Origin of the sequence: Modestobacter italicus, assembly GCF_019799965.1 — a bacterium.
GTDB classification, from domain to species: Bacteria; Actinomycetota; Actinomycetes; order Mycobacteriales; family Geodermatophilaceae; genus Modestobacter; species Modestobacter italicus_A.
Genome location: NZ_JABGCJ010000005.1, coordinates 99741 through 119206 on the forward strand (window position 1 = coordinate 99741; position 19466 = coordinate 119206).

Annotated in this window: 19 protein-coding genes; 3 read left to right on the forward strand and 16 right to left on the reverse strand. The window is 74.5% G+C overall.

Annotation, left to right across the window (positions count from 1 at the left end):
* Together HLA93_RS13500 and HLA93_RS13505 are read right to left on the reverse strand one after the other, a co-directional pair.
* A complete protein-coding gene (locus tag HLA93_RS13500; RefSeq protein WP_222194918.1) occupies positions 1 to 867 on the reverse strand; it encodes a lysophospholipid acyltransferase family protein in 867 nt (288 codons plus the stop codon).
* A gap of 50 nt (positions 868 to 917) precedes the next feature.
* Positions 918 to 2081: a carboxylate-amine ligase gene (locus tag HLA93_RS13505; RefSeq protein WP_222194919.1), complete on the reverse strand. Its 1164-nt coding sequence runs from the start codon at positions 2079 to 2081 to the stop codon at positions 918 to 920.
* Positions 2082 to 2293: 212 nt separating this feature from the next.
* Here HLA93_RS13505 and HLA93_RS13510 point away from each other — a divergent pair, with 212 nt between their 5' ends.
* Positions 2294 to 3139, forward strand: a complete 846-nt coding sequence (locus tag HLA93_RS13510) for a hypothetical protein (protein WP_222194920.1) — start codon at positions 2294 to 2296, stop codon at positions 3137 to 3139.
* A gap of 6 nt (positions 3140 to 3145) precedes the next feature.
* Here the strand turns inward: HLA93_RS13510 and HLA93_RS13515 are convergent, their stop codons facing one another.
* The 3 genes from HLA93_RS13515 to HLA93_RS13525 all read right to left on the reverse strand — a co-directional run bounded on the left by HLA93_RS13515 (position 3146) and on the right by HLA93_RS13525 (position 5957).
* Entirely contained in the window at positions 3146 to 4258 is a 1113-nt protein-coding gene (locus HLA93_RS13515; protein ID WP_222194921.1) for an Rv2578c family radical SAM protein, read from the reverse strand.
* 96 nt (positions 4259 to 4354) lie between these two features.
* A complete protein-coding gene (locus tag HLA93_RS21815) occupies positions 4355 to 4834 on the reverse strand; it encodes an Lrp/AsnC family transcriptional regulator (RefSeq protein WP_222194922.1) in 480 nt (159 codons plus the stop codon).
* Positions 4809 to 5957 carry a M24 family metallopeptidase gene (locus HLA93_RS13525; protein WP_308128116.1) on the reverse strand — a complete coding sequence of 383 codons (1149 nt, stop codon included), beginning with the start codon at positions 5955 to 5957 and terminating at the stop codon, positions 4809 to 4811. Before HLA93_RS13525 ends, HLA93_RS21815 begins: the two co-directional genes overlap by 26 nt.
* Before the next feature lie 75 nt (positions 5958 to 6032).
* Here HLA93_RS13525 and HLA93_RS13530 point away from each other — a divergent pair, with 75 nt between their 5' ends.
* On the forward strand, positions 6033 to 6950 hold the full coding sequence (locus tag HLA93_RS13530; RefSeq protein WP_222195214.1) for a 5'-3' exonuclease: 918 nt from the start codon (positions 6033 to 6035) through the stop codon (positions 6948 to 6950).
* A gap of 10 nt (positions 6951 to 6960) precedes the next feature.
* Here HLA93_RS13530 and HLA93_RS13535 read toward each other — a convergent pair whose 3' ends face one another.
* The 7 genes from HLA93_RS13535 to HLA93_RS13565 form a co-directional block, all read right to left on the reverse strand.
* On the reverse strand, positions 6961 to 7827 hold the full coding sequence (locus HLA93_RS13535; protein ID WP_222194923.1) for a DUF4333 domain-containing protein: 867 nt from the start codon (positions 7825 to 7827) through the stop codon (positions 6961 to 6963).
* A gap of 70 nt (positions 7828 to 7897) precedes the next feature.
* Positions 7898 to 10750, reverse strand: a complete 2853-nt coding sequence (locus HLA93_RS13540) for a DEAD/DEAH box helicase (RefSeq protein WP_222194924.1) — start codon at positions 10748 to 10750, stop codon at positions 7898 to 7900.
* Positions 10751 to 10929: 179 nt separating this feature from the next.
* Positions 10930 to 11862 (reverse strand): twin-arginine translocase subunit TatC, encoded by a 933-nt coding sequence (gene tatC / locus HLA93_RS13545; protein WP_308128117.1) that lies wholly within the window; start codon positions 11860 to 11862, stop codon positions 10930 to 10932.
* A 43-nt stretch (positions 11863 to 11905) separates the two neighbouring features.
* Positions 11906 to 12232, reverse strand: coding sequence for a Sec-independent protein translocase subunit TatA (gene tatA, locus HLA93_RS13550; RefSeq protein ID WP_222194925.1), 327 nt, complete (start codon positions 12230 to 12232; stop codon positions 11906 to 11908).
* 104 nt (positions 12233 to 12336) lie between these two features.
* A complete protein-coding gene (locus HLA93_RS13555; RefSeq protein ID WP_222194926.1) occupies positions 12337 to 12543 on the reverse strand; it encodes a hypothetical protein in 207 nt (68 codons plus the stop codon).
* A gap of 39 nt (positions 12544 to 12582) precedes the next feature.
* A complete protein-coding gene (locus HLA93_RS13560; RefSeq protein ID WP_222194927.1) occupies positions 12583 to 13548 on the reverse strand; it encodes a helix-turn-helix transcriptional regulator in 966 nt (321 codons plus the stop codon).
* Entirely contained in the window at positions 13545 to 14522 is a 978-nt protein-coding gene (locus HLA93_RS13565) for a helix-turn-helix transcriptional regulator (RefSeq protein WP_222194928.1), read from the reverse strand. Before HLA93_RS13565 ends, HLA93_RS13560 begins: the two co-directional genes overlap by 4 nt.
* A gap of 52 nt (positions 14523 to 14574) precedes the next feature.
* On the opposite strand from HLA93_RS13565, the gene HLA93_RS13570 reads away from it, so the two are divergent.
* Positions 14575 to 15693 (forward strand): DUF3866 family protein, encoded by a 1119-nt coding sequence (locus HLA93_RS13570; RefSeq protein ID WP_308128118.1) that lies wholly within the window; start codon positions 14575 to 14577, stop codon positions 15691 to 15693.
* Between the two features lie 13 nt (positions 15694 to 15706).
* Here HLA93_RS13570 and HLA93_RS13575 read toward each other — a convergent pair whose 3' ends face one another.
* The 4 genes from HLA93_RS13575 to prcA are packed head-to-tail and all read right to left on the reverse strand — an operon-like array spanning position 15707 to position 19464.
* Positions 15707 to 16450, reverse strand: coding sequence for an SDR family oxidoreductase (locus HLA93_RS13575; protein WP_222194929.1), 744 nt, complete (start codon positions 16448 to 16450; stop codon positions 15707 to 15709).
* 50 nt (positions 16451 to 16500) lie between these two features.
* Positions 16501 to 17109, reverse strand: a complete 609-nt coding sequence (locus HLA93_RS13580; RefSeq protein ID WP_222194930.1) for a GNAT family N-acetyltransferase — start codon at positions 17107 to 17109, stop codon at positions 16501 to 16503.
* 22 nt (positions 17110 to 17131) lie between these two features.
* A complete protein-coding gene (pafA, locus tag HLA93_RS13585; RefSeq protein ID WP_222194931.1) occupies positions 17132 to 18490 on the reverse strand; it encodes a Pup--protein ligase in 1359 nt (452 codons plus the stop codon).
* 59 nt (positions 18491 to 18549) lie between these two features.
* The gene (gene prcA, locus HLA93_RS13590) at positions 18550 to 19464 is read right to left on the reverse strand and encodes a proteasome subunit alpha (protein ID WP_222194932.1); all 915 of its coding nucleotides are present in this window, start codon (positions 19462 to 19464) and stop codon (positions 18550 to 18552) included.
* Positions 19465 to 19466 lie beyond the last annotated feature (2 nt).

The window sequence follows — 19466 nt, forward strand, 5'->3', positions numbered from 1 at the left end:
TCAGCGGCGGGCGCGGCCCAGCAGCTGCATCACGCGGGCCAGCGGGTGCGGGGCCTTGACCTTCGTCCGGTTGCCGGCGGCGTAGTCGGCGTCGACGGCGGCGGCCTGCTCCGGGGTCGGTGCGCTGCCGCCCAGGTGTGCCGGCTGCCACCAGCGGTCGTCGTCCCCGGCAGGCTGGTCGGGGTAGTTGCGCTGTGCCTCGTCCAGCAGCTGCTCCATCGCGGCCTTGATCCGGCGCAGCAGGGCCTGCGGCTTCTCCCCTGGCTCCGGGACCAGCGGCTCGCCGATGAGGACCGTGACCGGCACGTCCCGGCGAAGTGCCACCTTGTGCCCCTTCGTGGCGACGCGGTGCCCGCCCCAGACGGCAGCCGGGACGACCGGCACCCCCGCCTGGACCGCCATCCGGGCGGCCCCGGCCTTGACGTCCTTGACGGTGAACGAACTGCTGATCGTGGCCTCGGGGAAGATCCCGACGACGTGGCCGTCCTTCAGCGCCCGGACGGCGGCGTCGAACGCCGCGGCCCCGGCCTTGCGGTCGACCGGGATGTGCTGCATGGCGCGCATCAGCGGACCGGCGAACCAGTGCCCGAAGATGGCGGCCTTGGCCATGAACCGCACCAGCCGGTGCTGCGGCAGTGCGATGAGCCCCAGGTAGGTGAAGTCGAAGTAGGAGACGTGGTTGCTGCAGATGATCGCGCCACCGGTGGCGGGCACGTGCTCCTGACCGCGCAGGTCGAAGCGGAAGCGGAACAGCCGGAAGACGACCAGGACCGCGCGGATGACCAACCGGTAGGGGCGGTCCCGAGGGTCCGGATTCGGCCCGAACAGGTCCCGGCGGACGACGTCGCCCCAGCTGGCCGTGTACATGAGCGGACCCTAACCAACGCGGCTGGGAGCGGCGCTCCGGCGTCCTGGGCTCAGTCGCCGTGGGTGGCCGCGACCGCGGCCCGGACGACGGCGGCCAGGTCACCGGTCTCCCCGGCGACCGCTCGCTGCAGCGTCGCCCCGCTCCCCCGGCGCAGCAGCTCGGCCAGCCCGGCGACGACCCGCTCGGCGTCCCCGGTGTCGGTCAGCGCCGGCCGCACGTGCTCGACCAGGGCCCGCACCACCTGGGCAGCCGGTGCCGGGTGCCCGGTCCGCGGGTCGACCAGGTCGCCGGTCAGGCCGGAGCGGCCCGCCCGCCAGCCGGCCACCCGGACCAGCTCGGCCCGCACCTCGGGTGCTGGGACCCCGGCCTGCCACTCCCGCGCGGCGGTCTCGACCAGGGCGCGGACCAGACCGGCGAGGACGACGGCGTCCTCCACCCGGAGGGCGACGTCGGAGACCCGCACCTCCACCGTCGGCCAGGTCGCCGAGAGGCGGGCGTCGAAGTAGACCATCCCCTCGTCCAGCACGGTGCCGGTGGCGACGAGGTCGGTGACGAGCCGGTGGTATGCGGCCGGCGTCCGGAAGACGTCGTTCGGCCCGGCCGACGGCCAGCGGTTCCACACCTGAGACCGGAAGCTGGCGTAGCCGGTGTCCTGGCCGGCCCAGAACGGTGAGTTGGCGGTCAGGGCGGTGAGCACCGGGAGCCAGACGCGGATCCGGTCGAGGACCGCGACCCCCTCCTCGTCGTCGGCGACCGAGACGTGCACGTGGCAGCCGCAGGTGAGCACCTCGGCGGCGGTCAGCCCGAACGCGTCGACCATCTGCTCGTAGCGCCGTCCGTCGGTGGGGACCGGCTCGACCGGCACCGGCGAACTGGCCAGGGCCGCCACCCGGGCGCCCACCGTCGCGGCGGCGGCGTCTGCGCGGGACCGCCAGTGCCGGAGCTCGGCGGCGACCTCGTGGAGGGTGCTGCAGACGCGGGTGCCCAGCTCGATCTGCTGCTGCTTCAGCTCGGGGACCAGGCGCGGCCCGGCGGGCGCTCCCCCGGCGTCGGTGTCGGGCTCCTCGCCGGACTGCTCGGCCCGGTCGTGCTCGGCGACCGTCTCCCCCTCGCCGCGTCGCGCGGCGACCTCGAGGGCGTCCGGCCCGAGCGGCACCGGCACCCCGGCCGGGTCGACGACCAGCAGCTCTTCTTCGACCCCCACGGTGCGCACCCCGACATGATCAGCTCAGCGACGAGCGGTGCGCACCACGAGGGCGAGTCGGTCCACCCGAAGTCGTCATGGACGGACACCCGCCCCGCGACGTGTGCGTGGTGGGTGGGCGTTGGCGCGTTCTTCTCGTTCGGGCAGTGACGATCTCGCTCGTGGCGAGAACCGACGAAAGAGAATTCGCGCATTGTTGGGGATAACGGTAGAAATGGGTCATGACTGGTGGGTGGCAGCCGCCGCTGCCGGAGATGCCGGCCCCACCGCCGGTGCGCGCCTGGGCGCGGATGACGGCCCCTCGGGGGTACGAGCCGCAGTGGCGGCGACTCGTCGAGGCCGCGCTGGAGCAGGGGCTGGGCCCCGATGCGCTGTCCGAGACCGGGCTGGAACCGCTGGCCGCGGCCCGCGGCTGGAAACCGGCGACGGTCGCCCTCTACAGCAAGGTCGCCCGGTACGGCGGTCTGGGCGTGGCCCAGCCCCGGACCCCCGAGCCCGATCCGCCGACGCTGGACCTGCGCGAGCTCACCCGGGTGCGCGGCGAGGCCCCGGAGCACCTGCGGGCGGTCGCCTGGTGCGCGATCGCCCTCGGCTGGCCGGGGACCGTGGGTCAGTTCCGGGCACTTCGCCGGGACCAGGTGCACGCCACGAACCGGCGACTGCTGGTCAGCACCGAGGACGGCGAGTGGTCGGTGCCCGGAGCGCTGACCGCGTGGCACGCCTGGGAGTCGGTGCGCAACCGGTTCCCCGCGCTCGCGACCAGCCCGTGGGTGCTGCCGGCGCTGCGTCGCGGCCCCGGCGTCACCTCGCACGTGGGTGGGCAGCTCTCCACCCAGGCGCTCCAGGTGACCTTCGCCAAGCACGCGGTGCGCACCGCCACCGCGATGCGCGCCACCGCCGCACCCTCGCACCGGACCGCGGTCGAGGAACTGGCCGCTGACTACCTCACGCTGTCCTACGACTCCTACCGGCGCCTGGCGCTGGCGGCCGGCGCTCCGCCGGTGGCCCCGCGGGGTGCGATCAGGGCGCTGCGCAGCATCAGCCGGGCCGCCCGGCAGGCTGGCTGAACCCGGTCAGCACAGGGCCAGCTGCTCGGGCTGGTCGCCGTCGGCCCTCGCGTCCGGCGCCCGGCCGGGCAGGCTGCCGGCCGGGAACCCGGCCGACTCGTCGCCTGGCAGCCCGAGGCTGCTGCCGGTGTCCGCAGGCCCGTCCGTGCCGCGCGCCGCTCCCCCGCTCTGCCGGTCCAGACCGTGCCGCGCCAGGACCGGTGCCACCCGGGCGGCCAGCCAGCTGCGGTACTCCGCAGGCACGTAGGCGCCCCGCCCGTAGAGCTGGCGGTACCGGCCGACCAGCCCGGGGTGTTCCCGGGTCAGCCAGGCGGTGAACCACTCGCGTGCCCCGGGGCGCAGGTGCAGGGGCAGCACGGTCACCCCGGTGGCACCGGCCGCGGCGATGGCCCCGATCGCTGCCTCCAGGTGCTCCCGCTGGTCGGTGAGCCCGGGCAGCACCGGGGCCAGGAACACCCCGCACGGCAGCCCGGCGTCAGTGATCGCCCTGACCAGGTCCAGCCGGGCCCGGGGCGTCGGCGCCCCCGGCTCCAGGGCGTGGTGGAGGTCGTCGTCCCAGATGGCCATCGACACCCCCATCCCGATCGGCACGTCCCGGGCCGCGGCGGCCAGCCGGGGGACGTCGCGGCGGGCCAGCGTGCCCTTGGTCAGGATCGAGAAGGGGGTGCCCGAGCGGGCCAGGGCGTCGATGATCCCGGGCATCAGCCGATACCGGCCCTCGGCCCGTTGGTAGGGGTCGGTGTTGGTGCCCAGGGCCACGTGCTCCTGCTGCCAGGACGGGCGGGCCAGCTCGCGGCGCAGCACGTCGACCACGTTGGTCTTGACCACGATCTGCTGGTCGAAGTCCTGCCCGCTGTCCAGGTCCAGCCATTCGTGCGTGCCCCGGGCAAAGCAGTAGACGCACGCATGGGAGCAGCCCCGGTAGGGGTTGATCGTGTGGCCGAACGGCATCGCCGAGCCCTTCGGCACGGCGTTGAGCGCGCTCTTGGCCCGCACCTCGTGGAAGGTGAGCCCGGGGAACTCCGGCACCTGCACACTGCGCAGCAGGCCACGGACGTCGGGCAGCCCGGGCAGGGTGCTGGGCTCGTCGAGATCCAGCCGCTGGGCGTCCCATCGCATGACGCCATCCGAACACACGTTCGACGGAACGTCCACCGGCCCCCTCGCAGGGGCCCGCCGCGAGCCTGCGAGGGGCGGGGGCGAGGGGGTCCTTCGTCAGACCGGCGGGCGGTCCTCGTAGAAGGTCGACAGGACGACGGTGGTGCGGGTGCTGACGTTCGCTGCCGCACGGATCTCGTGCAGCAGGCCTTCCAGCGCGTCGGGTGAGGCCACCCGCACCTTGAGGATGTAGCTCTCCACGCCGGCCACCGAGTGGCAGGCCTCGATCGCCGACAGGTGCGCCAGCCGGGCCGGGGCGTCGTCGGGCTGCCCCACGTCGATCGGGGTGATCGACACGAAGGCCGTCAGTGGCAGCCCCAGCCCCTTGGCGTCCAGCTGGGCGGCGTAGCCGGTGATCAGCCCACGCTGCTCCAGCCGGCGCACCCGCTGGTGCACCGCCGAGACCGACAGCCCGACCCGCTCGGCCAGCTCGGTGAAGCTGGCCCGGCCGTCGCGGGCCAGCGCGCTCAGCAGCGCCCGGTCGACGTCGGGAGCCCCGGCGGCGCCGGGGTCAGCCGGGGAGTTCGACGAGCTCACGGGGACCGTTGTTCAGGTTGCGGACGCCGTCGTCGGTGCAGACCACGATGTCCTCGATCCGGGCTCCGTACCGGTCGGGCAGGTAGATGCCGGGCTCGATGGAGAAGGCCATCCCCGGCTCCAGCGGGAGGTCGTTGCCGGCGACGATGTAGGGGGCCTCGTGGCTGTCGAGGCCGATGCCGTGCCCGGTGCGGTGGATGAAGTACTCCCCCAGCCCGGCCTGGGTGATCACGTCGCGGGCGACGGCGTCGATCTGCGCGCAGGTGACCCCCGGCCGCACCGCGGCCACGGCCGCCGCCTGCGCCCGCTGCAGCACGCTGTACCAGTCGCGCAGGCCGCGGGCGGCGAACCCGCCGACGAGGTAGGTGCGGGTGCAGTCGGAGCGGTAGCCGGTGGCGGTCTCGCCGCCGATGTCGACGACCACGAGGTCACCGGCCCCGATCACCCGGTCGGAGAGCTCGTGGTGCGGGCTGGCGCCGTTCGGGCCGGAGCCGACGATGGTGAAGTCGACGCCCACGTGGCCCTCGGCGAGGATCGCGGCGGCGATGTCGGAGCCGACCTCCGCCTCGGTGCGCCCCACCCGCAGCCACTCCCCCATCCGGGCGTGCACGCGGTCGATGGCGGCGCCGGCCAGCGCCAGCTCCTCGACCTCGGCCGGGGTCTTGACCATGCGCAGCCGGTCGATGACCGGACTGGCCAGCTCCAGCACCGAGCCGGGCAGGGCCCGCTGGAGGCCCAGCGCGTGCTCGGCCCAGGTGCGGGAGCCGACCGCCACCCGGGTGGGGGCGCTGCCCAGCCGCTCGGTGACCGCCTCGGCCAGCCGGGCGAAGGCGTCGTCCGTCTCGTCCCAGGCCAGCACCTCCAGGCCCAGCGCGCCGGCCGGCGAGGCGCCGATCATCGGCGCCTCGAGCCGGGGCACGACCAGGAGCGGCTCGCCTCGGCGGGGCACGGCCAGCGCGGTCAGCCGCTCCATCGCGTGCGCGTCGTACCCGCAGAGGTAGCGCAGGTCGGACCCGGGAGTGACGACGAGGACGTCGACCCCCAGCTCGTCGGCGACCGCCCGGGCGGCGTGCACCCGGTCGATCGACACCAGCGGGGAAGAGCTCGGAGACACGGCGACCACGTCCGCAGACTAACCACGGACCCCGACAGGTCCGCCCGTCGTCATCTCACCGTTACCGTGCCCCGCGTGACCACGATGCTGCTGGACGCGGCGAGCCTGTACTTCCGCGCCTTCTACGGCGTGCCCACCAGCGTCACCGCGCCCGACGGCCGGCCGATCAACGCGGTCCGCGGCTTCCTGGACATGAGCGCGCGGCTGATCGTCGCCCACCGCCCCGAGCGGTTCGTGGCCTGCTGGGACGACGACTGGCGGCCGGCGTTCCGCGTGGCGGCGCTGCCCAGCTACAAGGCCCACCGGGTGGCCGCCGAGGGCGGCGAGGAGGTGCCCGACGAGCTCGGTCCGCAGGTGCCGGTGCTGGTCGAGGTGCTCGCCGCCGCCGGCCTGACCCGGCTCGGGGCCCCCGGCTACGAGGCCGACGACGTGATCGGCACCCTGGCCACCCGCGCCCGCGGGCCGGTCGACGTCGTCACCGGCGACCGCGACCTGTTCCAACTGGTGGACGACGCCCGGGGCGTGCGGGTGCTCTACACCAACCGCGGCATCAACGACCTCGAGTTCGTCGACGAGGCGGCGGTCGCGGCCAAGTACGGCATCCCCGGTCGCGCCTACGCCGACTTCGCCGTGCTGCGCGGTGACCCCAGCGACGGGCTGCCCGGGGTCTCCGGGGTCGGCGCGAAGACGGCGGCCGCGCTGATCAACGAGTTCGGCTCGCTGGACGGCATCCGGGCGGCGGCCGCCCGCACCGTCGTGCCGAAGCCGCCGTTGACCGCCGCGGTGCTCAAGAAGCTGGCCGCGGCCGGCGACTACCTCGACGCCGCGCCCGAGGTGGTCGCCGTGGTCACCTCGATCGACCTGCCGCCGGTGGACGGCGAGCTGCCCCGCCGGCCGGCGGACCCGGGGGCGCTGGCCGACCTCGCCGAGGCGCACGGGCTGCAGAGCTCGGTGCGCCGGCTGGGGGCCGCCCTGGGCTGGCCGGACGACGCCCTGGGCTGAGCGGTGCGGCTCAGCCGGCCTGCCAGGTGAAGTCGCCGTCCTCGCTGGTGACGGAGATGGTCACCGGCACGGCCTCCCCGTCGGCGGTCGTCCCCGAGCACTGGTAGCTGGCGCCGGCCCGCACGTCCATCTCCTGGTCGCAGGACAGGTCCAGCGCCACCCCCTCGCGCTGCTCGAACTGCTCGCTCACCTGCTGCTCCACCGAGCCGGGATCGAGCCGGGTCGGCCCGGTGACCAGCACGAACACCAGCACCGCGGCCACGATGACCAGCAGGGACAGCAGCGACCCGTTCCGGCCCCGCCGGCTCCGGCGGGGTGGCTGCGCCGGCGCCCACCCCGGCTGACCCCAGCCGGGCGGCGGTGCCCCGTACTGGTCGGGCTGCGGGTACTGGCCGCCGTACTGACCGTGCTGCGGATACTGGCCGGCGTACTGCGGGGGTGGCCCGTACTGCCCGGGCTGCCCGTACTGCGAGGGCTGCCCGTACGGACTGCCGTGCCCAGGCGGGCGGTACTGGCCGGACTCGCTGGGCTGCCCGTGCTGGTCCCCCGGGTACGGGCCTGGGCGCGGCGGCGGACCCCAGCCCGACGGCGCGGACGCACCCTGCGGCGGACCCCAGCCCGACGGCGCGGACGCACCCTGCGGCGGACCCCAGCCCGACGGCGCGGACGCACCCTGCGGCGGACCCCAGCCCGACGGCGCGGACGCACCCTGCGGCGGACCCCAGCCCGACGGCGCGGACGCACCCTGCGGCGGACCCCAGCCCGACGGCGCGGACGCACCCTGCGGCGGACCCCAGCCGCCGGCGGACGGCGGCCCCCAGCCCGGCGCGGCCGGCCGGTCGTCCGGTGCCTCGTCGTCCCGTGGTGGCTGGCTCATCGTGACTCCTCGCTCCGGTGACCGGCCCGGCGCCGCCCGGTACCGCGATCCTCGTCCACCCGGGACAGGGTCATCCGCTCACCGCCACGGCCACCACGCCACGGCGGACCCGGCCCACCGCGGACCGGGCGACGCCGGCGAGCGGCTCGTCGGCCACCTTCGCCAGCTGGTCGAGCAGGTCGACCAGCTGGCGGGCCCACCGGACGAAGTCCCCGCCGGACAGCTCGGTGCCGGCCTGCTGGGCGCCGTCCAGCACCCGGTCCAGCGTCTGCCCGTCGGCCCACCGGTAGGCGGCCCAGACGAAGCCGAGGTCGAGGTCGCGGGTGACCGGCACCCCGTGCTCCCGCTCGGTCTCGGCCAGCCGGGTGTGCACCCGGCGCATCTCGGCCAGTGCCCCGGCCACCTTGCCGGCCGGCACCGACGGCTGGGCGGCGCTCTCCCGCCGGGCCTCGAACACCAGCGCGGAGACGACGGCGGCCAGCTCGGCGGGGGTGAGGCCGCGGAAGGCGCCGGCCCGCAGGGACTCAGCGGTCAGCAGGTCGGTCTCCGACCAGATCCGGGCGAGTCGCCGTCCGGCGTCCGAGACCACCGGCGACTCGTCCGGGGGCGTGCCGCCCTCGGCGGGCACCGGGCGGACGGCGGGCTCGGGCAGCAGGTAGCCCAGCTCCTGCAGCACGTCGCAGGTGCGGTCGAACTGTTCGGTCAGCGAGCCGGTGCGCTGGGCGATCTCCCGCCGCAGCCGCTCCGCGTCCCGCACCTCCCGCAGCCACCGGTCCGCGGCCCGGACCCGCTCCTCACGGTCGGGCAGCGAGTGCACCGGGTGGGCGCGCAGCGCGTGCCGCAGGTCGGCCAGCACCGGGTCGTCGGTGGCGGCCGAGCTGCCCCGGGTCCGTCGGGCGCCGAGGTCGTTCTCCGCCCGGGCGTTGCGCAGGGTGGAGGCGAGGTCGCGGCGGGCGTGCGGGCTGCGGTGGTTGAAGTTCTTGGGCACCTTGACCCGGGCCAGTGCGGTCACCGGCGTCGGGAAGTCCACCGAGCCCAGCCGGCCGGCCCACTTGTCCTCGGTGAGCACCAACGGCCGGGGGTCGGTGAGCTCGGTGATCCCCGGGTCGAGCACCACGGCGAGCCCCTGCCGGCGCCCGGTGGGCACCCGGATGACGTCGCCGGCCCGCAGCGCGGCGAGTGACTCGGCGGCCTCCATCCGCCGCTTGGCCTGCGAGTCGCGGGACAGCGCCTTCTCCCGCTCGGAGATCTCCATCCGCAGCTTCGCGTAGCCGGCGACGTCCAGCACCGCGGCGCTGAGCCCGTCGTTCATCTCCTTGAGCAGCCGGGCGGCGTCCTCCTCGTGCCGGGCCGCCGACCGCGCCAGGCCGACCACCGAGCGGTCGGCCTGGAACTGCGCGAAGGACGAGGCGAGCAGCTCCCGGGCGCGGTCGCGGCCGAAGGCGCCGACCAGGTTGACGGCCATGTTGTAGCTGGGCCGGAAGGAGGACCGCAGCGGGTAGGTGCGCGTGCTGGCCAGCCCGGCCACCACCGCCGGGTCGACGCCGGGCGCCCAGACGACGACGGCGTGGCCCTCGATGTCGATGCCGCGGCGCCCGGCCCGGCCGGTGAGCTGGGTGTACTCCCCCGGCGTGACGTCGGTGTGCGCCTCGCCGTTCCACTTCACCAGCCGCTCGAGCACCACGGTGCGGGCCGGCATGTTGATGCCCAGCGCCAGGGTCTCGGTGGCGAACACGGCCTTGACCAGGCCGCGGACGAAGCACTCCTCGACGGTCTCCTTGAACACCGGCACCAGCCCGGCGTGGTGCGCGGCGAACCCGGCCAGCAGCCCCTCCCGCCACTCCCAGAAACCCAGGACGTGCAGGTCCTCCTCCGGCAGGGAGCCGGTGCGCCGGTCGATGACCTCGGCGATCGCGGCCCGCTCGGTCTCGTCGGTCAGCCGCATCCCCGAGCCCAGGCACTGGTGCACCGCGGCGTCGCAGCCGTTGCGGCTGAACACGAAGGTGATCGCCGGCAGCAGCCCGGCGCGGTCCAGCCGCTCGATCACCTCGGGCCGGGACGGCGGGCGGTAGCGCGGCTTGTGGCTGAACCCGCCCCGGGTGCCGCCCCCGCCGCCGGACCAGCTGTCGAAGCGCCGCTCCTGCTCGTGTACGTACCGCACCAGCTCGGGGTCCACGACCGCCCGGCCGCGTTCCCGGGTGGACAGCCCGCGGGGGGTCTGCTCCCACTCCCCCGCGTGCGCGGCCGGACGCAGCGCGAAGAGGTCGAACACCCGCCCGCCCACCAGCATGTGCTGCCACAGCGGGATCGGCCGCACCTCGCTGACCACGACCCGGGTGTCCCCGCGGACGGTGACCAGCCAGTCGGCGAACTCCTCGGCGTTGCTCACCGTGGCCGACAGCGAGACCAGCCGGACGTGCTCGGGGAGGTGGATGATCACCTCCTCCCACACCGCGCCGCGGAACCGGTCGGCCAGGTAGTGCACCTCGTCCATGACGACGTAGCCGAGGTCGGTGAGCGCCGGGGAGTCGACGTAGAGCATGTTGCGCAGCACCTCGGTGGTCATCACCACCACCGGGGCGTCGCCGTTGATCGCGTTGTCACCGGTGAGCAGCCCGACCTTGTCCGCCCCGTACCGGTCGCAGAGGTCGCTGTACTTCTGGTTGGACAGCGCCTTGATCGGCGTCGTGTAGAAGGCCTTCCGGCCCTCCTGCAGCGCCTTGTGGACAGCGAACTCCCCGACCACGGTCTTGCCGGCGCCGGTTGGCGCGCAGACCAGCACCCCCGAGCCCTCCTCCAGCGCCTCGCAGGCCTCGACCTGGAAGGGGTCCAGGGAGAACCCGAGCTCGGCGGTGAAGTCCGACAGGGTGGGGTGTGCGTTACGCCGGCGGGCAGCCGCGTACCGCTCAGCCGGGCTGGACATGCCCCCACCGTATGCGCGCTCGCTCGGCTCGGCTCGGACGCCGTCCGCCCGCCCCACCCGGCCATGTCGGCGAACATGGCCGCCTCGCCCGGCCGGGCCCGCCCCCGCCCGGCCATGTTGGCGAACATGGCCGGGCGGGTGGGACGTCGGCGGTGTCCGCCGGCGTCGGCGGGTGAGGCTCAGCGCTGGGTGTGGGTCGGCTCGTCGAGGCGGCTGGGCGTGGTGTCCAGCGGGCTGGGGGTGGTGTCGAGCGCGCTCGGGCCGTCGATCAGCGGGGATGCCTCGTCGTCGTCCAGACCGGTGAGGCCCTGTTCGGCCTCCCGCTTGGCCCGCCGCTTGTCGACGATCCGCGCGAACTGGATGGCGATCTCGAACAGGACGCACATCGGGGCCGCCATCGCCAGCATGGTGAACGGGTCCTGGGTGGGCGTGATGAAGGCGGCGAAGACGATGGTGAGGAAGTAGATCCACCGGCGGCTCTTGGCCAGCGCGCCATGCGACAGGACACCGATCAGGTTCAGTGCAACCGCGATCAGCGGCAGCTCGAAGCTGACGCCGAAGGCGACCAGCAGCGAGATGACGAAGCCGATGTACTCCTCCGCCGTCAGCAAGGCGGTCACGCCGTCACCGGCCAGGCCGAGCAGCAGTGCCAGGCCCTTGTCCAGCGAGACGTAGGCCAGGGCCGCACCGAGGGCGAACAGGGTGGTGGAGGCGGCGACGAACCCGACGCCGTAGCGCTTCTCGTTCTTCTTCAGCCCCGGGGTGAGGAACGCCCACAGCTGGTAGAGCCAGAACGGCGCGGACACCACGACGCCGACGATGAAGCTGATCTTCAGACGGATCAGCGCACCACCGAGGACGTTGGTGATCACCAGGTCGCAGTCACCGTCGGACTGGCCGGGCAGCCCACGCAGGTCAGGGTCGAGACCGCAGTACGGCGCCCGGATGAACTCACCCAGGCCGTGCTCGTACCACCAGAACGCCACCGCGGTGCCGATCAGCACGAAGAACAGTGCGATGCCGATCCGGTTGCGCAGCTCGCGGAGGTGGCTGATGAGGCTCATCGTCGCCGCGGCGTCCCGTTCGGGACGCCGCGGTCGACGGTCACGCACTCGCCCTGCCAGGGTCATGGGCGGCAGCAGTCGGTGCTGGGGGTCAGCGGTTGCTGTCGGCGGCAGCCGACGCGCGGGCCTGCTCCGCACGCGTCCGGGCGTCCGCGGCGCGGGCCTCGGCGGCGGCGGCCTCGGCCTCGTAGTCCACGGCGGTCGGGGTGACCGACGGGGCGACGATCTGGCCGGTGACCGGCGAGGTGCGCGCCTCGTCCTTGGCGCGGACGTCGTCGTCCTTCATGCCCTTCATCTCGCTCTTGAAGATGCGCATCGAGCGACCCATCGAGCGGGAGGCATCGGGCAGCTTCTTGTAACCGAAGAGCAGCAGGACGGCCAGGATGATGAGGCCGATCTCCATCGGGCCGAGGTTCATCGGACTCCTCCGAGTCGTGGTGGGGCGTGCCCGGCCGACTCTACGCGTGGAGAGTGGGCGGTCCAGGGTCGCGGACGGCTGTACGCGCGCCGTCCACCTGCGGTTCAGTCGGTCGTCGCCGAGCGCTCGGCGCGCTGGGCGGCGGCCCGCTCGGCTGTGGCCTGGGCCTCGGTGAGCACGGGGCGGACGTCCCGCTCCAGGGCACGCAGCTCCCGGTTCAGCCGCCCGGCGGCGCCGAGCAGGCCGTAGCCGAGGACGCCCAGCACCAGCACCGCGAGCACGGCCACCACGATCCACACGGTCAGCAACACGGGACGACCCTAACTGCCCGGGCTGTGCCCCGGCCGGGGTCAGTCGGCGTAGCGGGCCAGCGCCGCCCGGGCCTCGGCCGCCACCTGCTCGGCCAGCTCGGCCGGCTCGTCCACGGTGGCCGCGCCGCCGAGGGAGGCGACCAGCCGGCGGGCCCAGGCCAGGTCCGAGGTGCGCACCGCCACGGCCAGCCCGCCGGGCGGGTCGCTGACCTCGGTCGGCTCCTCGACCGGGTAGTAGTCGGCGACCCAGCGGGCGGTGCGGGCCAGCCGCAGCCGCACCACCGGTGCCTCCGCCCCGGGCTGGTACAGCCCGTCGTCGAGGTCGCGCTCGTGGGCCTGCGGCGGCGGCGCGGCGGCCTCGTCGAGCACGGCCACCTCGTCGATCCGGTCCAGCCGGAACAGCCGCACCCCCTCCGCACCCCGGCACCAGGCCTCCAGGTACCAGTGCCCGTCGACCAGCAGCAGCCGCATCGGGTCGACGGTGCGCTCGGTGCGCTCGTCCCGGCTGGGCACGTAGTAGTGCAGGTGCAGTGCGCGCTGCCGCTCCAGGCCGTCCCGGACGACGGAGAGGGACTGCTCGCGGGCGCCGACGCTGACCGCCACCGGCGCCCGGACCTCCGCCGCGTGCCCGGCGGCCGCGGAGACCTTGGCCAGCGCCCGGCTGACCGCCTCGCCCTCGGCCAGCCCGGGCAGCTCCAACAGGGTGCGCAGCGCGACGATCAGCGCGACCGCCTCGTCGGTGGTCAGCCGCAGCGGCCGCACCATGCCGGCGGTGAAGGTGACCCGCACCCGGTCGCCCTCGAACGCCAGGTCGATCAGGTCACCGGGGCCGTGCCCGGGCAGGCCGCAGACCCACAGCAGGTCGAGGTCGCGGCGCAGCTGGGCTTCGGCGACCCCGAAGTCCGCGGCCGCGTCGGCCAGCCGGACGCCGTCCGGGCGGGCCTGCAGGTAGGGCACCAGCGCCAGCAGGCGGGTCATCCGCTCGGCGGTGCTGGGGGCGGTCATGCCGCACCGTCCAGCGCGGCGAGCCGGGTGAGCCGCTCCACGACGGCCTCCCGCATCTGCTGCGGGGCCTCGACCAGCACGTCGGGCCCGTAGGCGGCGAGCTGGTCGGCCAGCGACCAGGGCTCGGTGGTGCGCAGCTCCAGCCGGTCGTCACCGTCCTCGGCGGGGCCGAGCGGGACGGCGTGCCGGCGCAGGCCGATCGCGGTGCCCGGCCGGGCCCGGACGACGACGAGCTGCTCCTCCCGGCGCTCGGACCCGGCCACCACCGAGGCGAGGTCGAGGTCGGCCGGGGGCTCGAAGGCGCCGGCCGGGCCGCTGGCCTTCGGGGTGCCGGTCACCCGGGACAGCCGGAAGACCCGGGGCGCCTGCCGGTCCAGGTCGTGCCCGACCAGGTACCAGCGGCCGTGCCAGGCGACCACGCCCCAGGGCTGTACCCGGCGGCGGCTGGCCTGGTCGGCGTCGGGACGCCGGTAGTCGAAGGTCAGCTCGCGGCGGTCACGGGCCGCGGCGTAGCAGGGCTCGAAGGCGGGCTCGCCGGCGTCCAGCCGCGGCTGGATCGGGATGCCCCGGGTCTGGTCGACGTCCACCCCGGCCGCCCGGAGCTTGACCAGCGCGCTCTGCGCCGCGCCGGCGAGCTGGGCGGACTGCCACAGGCGCAGGGCCAGGCCGACGGCGGCGGCCTCCTCGCCGGTGAGGGTGATCTCGGGCAGTTCGTAGTCGGTGCGGGCGATCCGGTAGCCGTCCTCGGTGTCGAAGACGCTGGTGCGGCCGGTCTCCAGCGGGACACCGATCTCCCGGAGCTCGGCCTTGTCCCGCTCGAACATCCGCTTGAACGCCTCGTCGGCCCGCTCGGTGCCGTCGTCCGGCTCGTACCCGGGGACGGTGGCCCTGATCTTGGCCGCGGAGACGTACTGCCGGGTGCCGAGCAGGGCGATGACCAGGTTGACCAGTCGTTCTGCCCGCTTGGCTGCCACGCGGACAGGTTAGTGCGCGGCGGCAACCCGGCCCGCTGGCTAGCCTGCCCAGGTGAGCACTCCCCCCTCCCCCGCCCCCGGTCCGCGGATCCGCTGGCGTCGTGGCCGGGTGACCGAGCTCGGCCGGTCCTGGCGGGACGCCCAGGAGATGACCGTCGAGGTCGACGGCGACGGCACCTTGACGGCGCTGGCGCACCCCTCGATCGTCGGGACGCCGGAGGTCGGCGACGAGGTGCTGCTCAACACCACCGCCTGGGCTCAGCGGCTGGGCACCGGCGGGTACGCGCTGGTCGTCGCCGTCCCCGACCGGCTGCCCCCCGACCCCGCGGGCCCCGGGCACCTGGTCAAGGGCCGGTACACCCCGCTGCAGGTGACCGTGCAGGGCGTGGACGAACAGGACACCCCGCACCACGAGACGATCGCCGCCGCCGAGGACCTGGACGGCATGCCGGTGGTGGTCGCCGACCTGCACTCGGCGCTGCCCGCCGTGCTCGCCGGTGTGCAGGCCACCGACCCGGCGCTGCGGGTGGCCTACGTGATGACCGACGGCGGCGCGCTGCCGGCCGCCTTCTCCCGGACGCTGGACGCGCTCGCCGGGTCGCTGGCCGGCGTGGTCACCGTCGGGCAGGCCTTCGGCGGTGACCTGGAGGCGGTCACCGTGCACACCGGGCTGCTGGCCGCCCGGCACGTGCTGGGTGCCGACATCACGATCGTCACCCAGGGGCCGGGCAACCTGGGCACCGGGACGCCGTGGGGGTTCTCCGGGGTCGCCGCCGGTGAGGCCTGCAACGCCGTCCACGTGCTCGGTGGGCGGACGGTGGGTGCGCTGCGCATCTCCGAGGCCGACCCGCGGCCCCGGCACCGCGGGGTGTCGCACCACTCGCTGACCGCGTTCGGCCGGGTCGCGCTCGGCGGGGTCGCCCTGGTCGCGCCCCGCGGGCTGGGCTCGGACCTGGGCAGCCAGGTCGAGGAGGACCTCGCCGGTCAGCCGGAGCGGAACACCGTGGAGTGGGTGGACACCGTCGGCCTGGACGACGCCCTCGCGGCGCTGCCGGTGCGGCTGTCGACGATGGGCCGCGGGCTGGCCGAGGACCACGCCTACTTCCTCGCCGCCGCGGCGGCCGGCCGGTTCGCCGCCCAGCTGACCCTGTTCGGCCCGCCTCCGGCCTGATCCGCCGCCCGGCTCAGCGGCGGAAGCCGCCCTCGGCGTCGATGGTCTGGCCGGTGACCGAGCGGGCGTCCGGTCCGGTCAGCCAGGCGACGACCGCGGCGGCCTCCGCCGGGGTGTTCCACCGGCCGCGTGGCATCGACCGCTGGACGAGGTCGGTCTGCGTCGGGTCGGCCCAGCCGGTGTCGGTCGGTCCGGGGTTCAGGCAGTTGACGGTGACGTCCCGTTCGATCAGCTCGTCGGCCAGTGACAGCGTCATCGCCTGGATGGCGCCCTTGCTGATCGCGTAGGGCAGCTCGCTCGCCATCGGGCCGCGGTGCTGCCCGGAGGTGAACAGCACGACCGCACCCGGCCCGGCGGCCGGCTGGTACTGGGCGGCGAACGCCTGGGTGAGCAGCAGGCTGCCGCGGGCGTTGACCGCGAAGCACAGGTCGACCTCCGCGGTGGTGACGTCGGCGAGCCGGCCCGCTGCGCTGCGGGCGTGCGCGGCGACGAGGCTGGTGAGCGGCCCGACGGCGTCCCGGGCGGACGCGACCAGCCGGGCCGGCGCCGTGGGGTCGGCCAGGTCGACGCTCAGGTGTGGCGGGTCGCCCAGCTCGGCCAGGACGGCGTCGAGGTCATCGGGGCCCCAGGGCTGCCCCGCGTCGTGCGGTGCCCAGGACTGGACGACGACCCGGTCGCCGCGGTCGAGCAGCCGCCGGGCGACCGCGAAGCCGATGGAGCTGCGCCGGCTGACGCCGGTGACCAGTGCGGTGCGCATCCGGGCGAGTCTGGCCCCTCCGGTGGCCGCCCGCGACCGACTTCCAACAGTCAGGCCGGGTCGACGACGCGGCTGACGATCCAGGCGTGCTTGCCCACCTGCCGGACGCGGCTGAAGCCGTGCTCCTCGAACAGCTCGACCGTGGCGCTGTACAGGAACCGGCCGTGCGCCGTGCGGCCGGCGGTCACCTCGGGGATGGCCTCGACCAGTCCGCCGCCGCGGGCAGCGATCTGTTCCAGCGCGCCGGCCAGGCCCACCCGCGCGATCCCCTGGCCGCGGTGCCGGGTGTCGACGTAGAAGCAGGTGATCCGCCAGTCCGGGCGCGGCGGTGGGTCCTGCTCGTAGACCCGCCGGTGCTTGATGGTCGGGAGCTCGTCAGGGTCACCGAACTGGCACCAGCCCTGCGCGACGCCGTCCGGGCCGAGGACGAGCGCGGCATGGGCACGGTCGCTGAGGACCCGGTCCCGCTTGACCTCCCGGTGGTCGATCCCCGGCTGCCCCCGCTCCGGGTGCCAGCCGATGCACCAGCACCCGCCGAAGACGCCGTTGTTGCGTTCCACCAGCTCGGCGAAGGCGTCCCAGGTGTCCGGCCCGAGCGGCCGGCTGGTGTACGTCGCGGCGGGGACGCTGCCGGCCGACCCATCGGCCCGAGTGGTCACCGCGGGATCATGCCCCTCCCGCCTACATGCTGGCGATGAGCTTCTCCACGCGCTCGTCGACGGACTTGAACGGGTCCTTGCACAGCACGGTGCGCTGGGCCTGGTCGTTGAGCTTGAGGTGCACCCAGTCGACGGTGAAGTCACGCCGCTTCTCCTGCGCCCGGCGGATGAACTCCCCGCGCAGCTTGGCCCGGGTGGTCTGCGGCGGCACGTTCTTGGCCTCGAAGATCCGCGGGTCGTGCACCACGCGGTCGACCTGGCCTGCCTTCTCCAGCAGGTAGTACAGCCCACGGGTGCGGCGGATGTCGTGGTAGGCGAGGTCCAGCTGGGCGACCCGGGCGCTGGACAGCGGCAGGTCGTGCTTGGCGCGGTAGCGCTCGATGAGCCGGTGCTTGATCGCCCAGTCGACCTCGCGGTCGATCAGCGACAGGTCGCCGGAGTCGACGGCCTTGAGCGTGCGGCCCCACAGTTCGAGCATCTGCCGGTGCACCGGGCCGTAGCCCTCGCGGTCGACGAACTCGGCGGCGCGGTCGTGGTACTCCTGCTGGATCTCCAGGGCCGACATCTCCCGGCCGTTGGCCAGCCGGACCTTGCGCCGTCCGGTGATGTCGTGGCTGATCTCCCGGATCGCCCGGATCGGGTTCTCCAGCGTCATGTCCCGCATGACCACGCCCTGCTCGATCATCCGCAGCACCAGGTCGGTGATGGTGACCTTGAGCAGTGTCGTCGTCTCGCTCATGTTCGAGTCGCCGACGATGACGTGCAGCCGGCGGTACTTCTCCGCGTCGGCGTGCGGCTCGTCGCGGGTGTTGATGATCGGCCGGGACCGGGTGGTGGCGCTGGAGACGCCCTCCCAGATGTGCTCGGCGCGCTGGCTGACGCAGTAGACCGCCCCGCGGGGGGTCTGCAGCACCTTGCCGGCACCGACCACCGTCTGCCGGCTGACCAGGAACGGGATCAGGACGTCGGCCATCCGGGAGAACTCACCGTGCCGGCCGACCAGGTAGTTCTCGTGGCAGCCGTAGCTGTTGCCGGCCGAGTCGGTGTTGTTCTTGAACAGGTAGATGTCGCCGGTGACGCCCTCCTCGTTCAGCCGCTGCTCGGCGTCGACCAGCAGGCCCTCGAGGATCCGCTCCCCGGCCTTGTCGTGGACGACGAGCTCGGTGACGTCGTCGCACTCGGCGGTGGCGTACTCGGGGTGGCTGCCCACGTCGAGGTAGAGCCGGGAGCCGTTGCGCAGGAAGACGTTGGAGCTGCGCCCCCAGGAGACGACGCGGCGGAACAGGTAGCGGGCCACCTCGTCCGGGGAGAGCCGGCGCTGGCCCTTGAAGGTGCACGTGACGCCGTACTCGGTCTCGATGCCGAAGATCCGTCGTTCCACCTCGCCGAGCGTAGGCGTCCGCGGCGCACTCGGCTCGTGTCCCGAGTGCGCCGCGCCGCTCACTGCTCGGGGTCCGGTGTGCCGCCGTCGGTGCCGCCGCCGACGCCGTCCTGGGTGTCGGGCTGGGCGGATGCCTGCTCGGTGCCACCGGCGGTGTCGACCGCGCTCGGATCGCCCAGGCCCGCGGGGGTGCCCGGTGCCGGGGCGCTGGGCGTGTGGGCGGCCGCCGCCGGGGCCGGCGCCGCCTCGGCCCCCGTCGGCTGCTCGTCCGACAGCAGCGCGGCCAGCGCGGCGCCGACGACCCGGCGGAAGGTCCGCTTGGGGCGCCGCCGGTCGAGCACGGCGACCTCGAGCTGGGTGGCCGGCAGCTGGTCGTGCGCGCCGCCGTTGGCCGCGGTGACCGGGCTGACCGCGGACAGCGCCTGGACGCCGACCCGCAGCGCGTCGGCCAGCGGCATGCCGGCGGTGAAGTGCTGGCGCAGGTGGCTGGTGACCGCCTCGGCCTGCCCGCCCATCACCACGAAGTCGGACTCGTCGACGATCGAGCCGTCGAAGGTCAGCCGGTACAGCTGGTCGCTGTCCGGGCCGTCCCCGACCTCGGCGACGCAGAGCTCGACCTCGAAGGGCTTCATCTGCTCGGTGAAGACCGCACCGAGGGTCTGCGCGTAGGCGTTGGCGATGATCCGGCCGGTGACGTCGCGCCGGTTGTAGGAGTAGCCGCGCACGTCGGCGAGGCGGACCCCGGCCACGCGCAGGCTCTCGAACTCCGAGTAGCGGCCGACGGCGGCGAAGCCGATCCGGTCGTAGAGCTCGCTGACCTTGTGCAGCGTGGCGCTGGGGTTCTCGGCGATGAACAGGACGCCGTCGGCGTAGGTGAGGACGGCGACGCTGCGGCCGCGGGAGATGCCCTTGCGGGCGTACTCCGAGCGGTCGCGCATGACCTGCTCGGCCGAGGCGTAGTACGGCATGGTCATGG

Excerpts from the sequence above, each read along its gene's own strand:
- HLA93_RS13560 (WP_222194927.1), bottom strand. The coding sequence starts at position 13,548 with ATGACCGCCCCCAGCACCGCCGAGCGGATGACCCGCCTGCTGGCGCTG.
- HLA93_RS13575 (WP_222194929.1), bottom strand. The coding sequence starts at position 16,450 with ATGCGCACCGCACTGGTCACCGGCGTCAGCCGGCGCAGCTCCATCGGC.
- tatA (WP_222194925.1), bottom strand. The coding sequence starts at position 12,232 with ATGAACCTCGGCCCGATGGAGATCGGCCTCATCATCCTGGCCGTCCTG.
- HLA93_RS13535 (WP_222194923.1), bottom strand. The coding sequence starts at position 7,827 with ATGAGCCAGCCACCACGGGACGACGAGGCACCGGACGACCGGCCGGCC.
- HLA93_RS13500 (WP_222194918.1), bottom strand. The coding sequence starts at position 867 with ATGTACACGGCCAGCTGGGGCGACGTCGTCCGCCGGGACCTGTTCGGG.
- HLA93_RS13540 (WP_222194924.1), bottom strand. The coding sequence starts at position 10,750 with ATGTCCAGCCCGGCTGAGCGGTACGCGGCTGCCCGCCGGCGTAACGCA.
- HLA93_RS13515 (WP_222194921.1), bottom strand. The coding sequence starts at position 4,258 with ATGCGATGGGACGCCCAGCGGCTGGATCTCGACGAGCCCAGCACCCTG.
- HLA93_RS13530 (WP_222195214.1), top strand. The coding sequence starts at position 6,033 with ATGCTGCTGGACGCGGCGAGCCTGTACTTCCGCGCCTTCTACGGCGTG.
- prcA (WP_222194932.1), bottom strand. The coding sequence starts at position 19,464 with ATGACCATGCCGTACTACGCCTCGGCCGAGCAGGTCATGCGCGACCGC.
- HLA93_RS13510 (WP_222194920.1), top strand. The coding sequence starts at position 2,294 with ATGACTGGTGGGTGGCAGCCGCCGCTGCCGGAGATGCCGGCCCCACCG.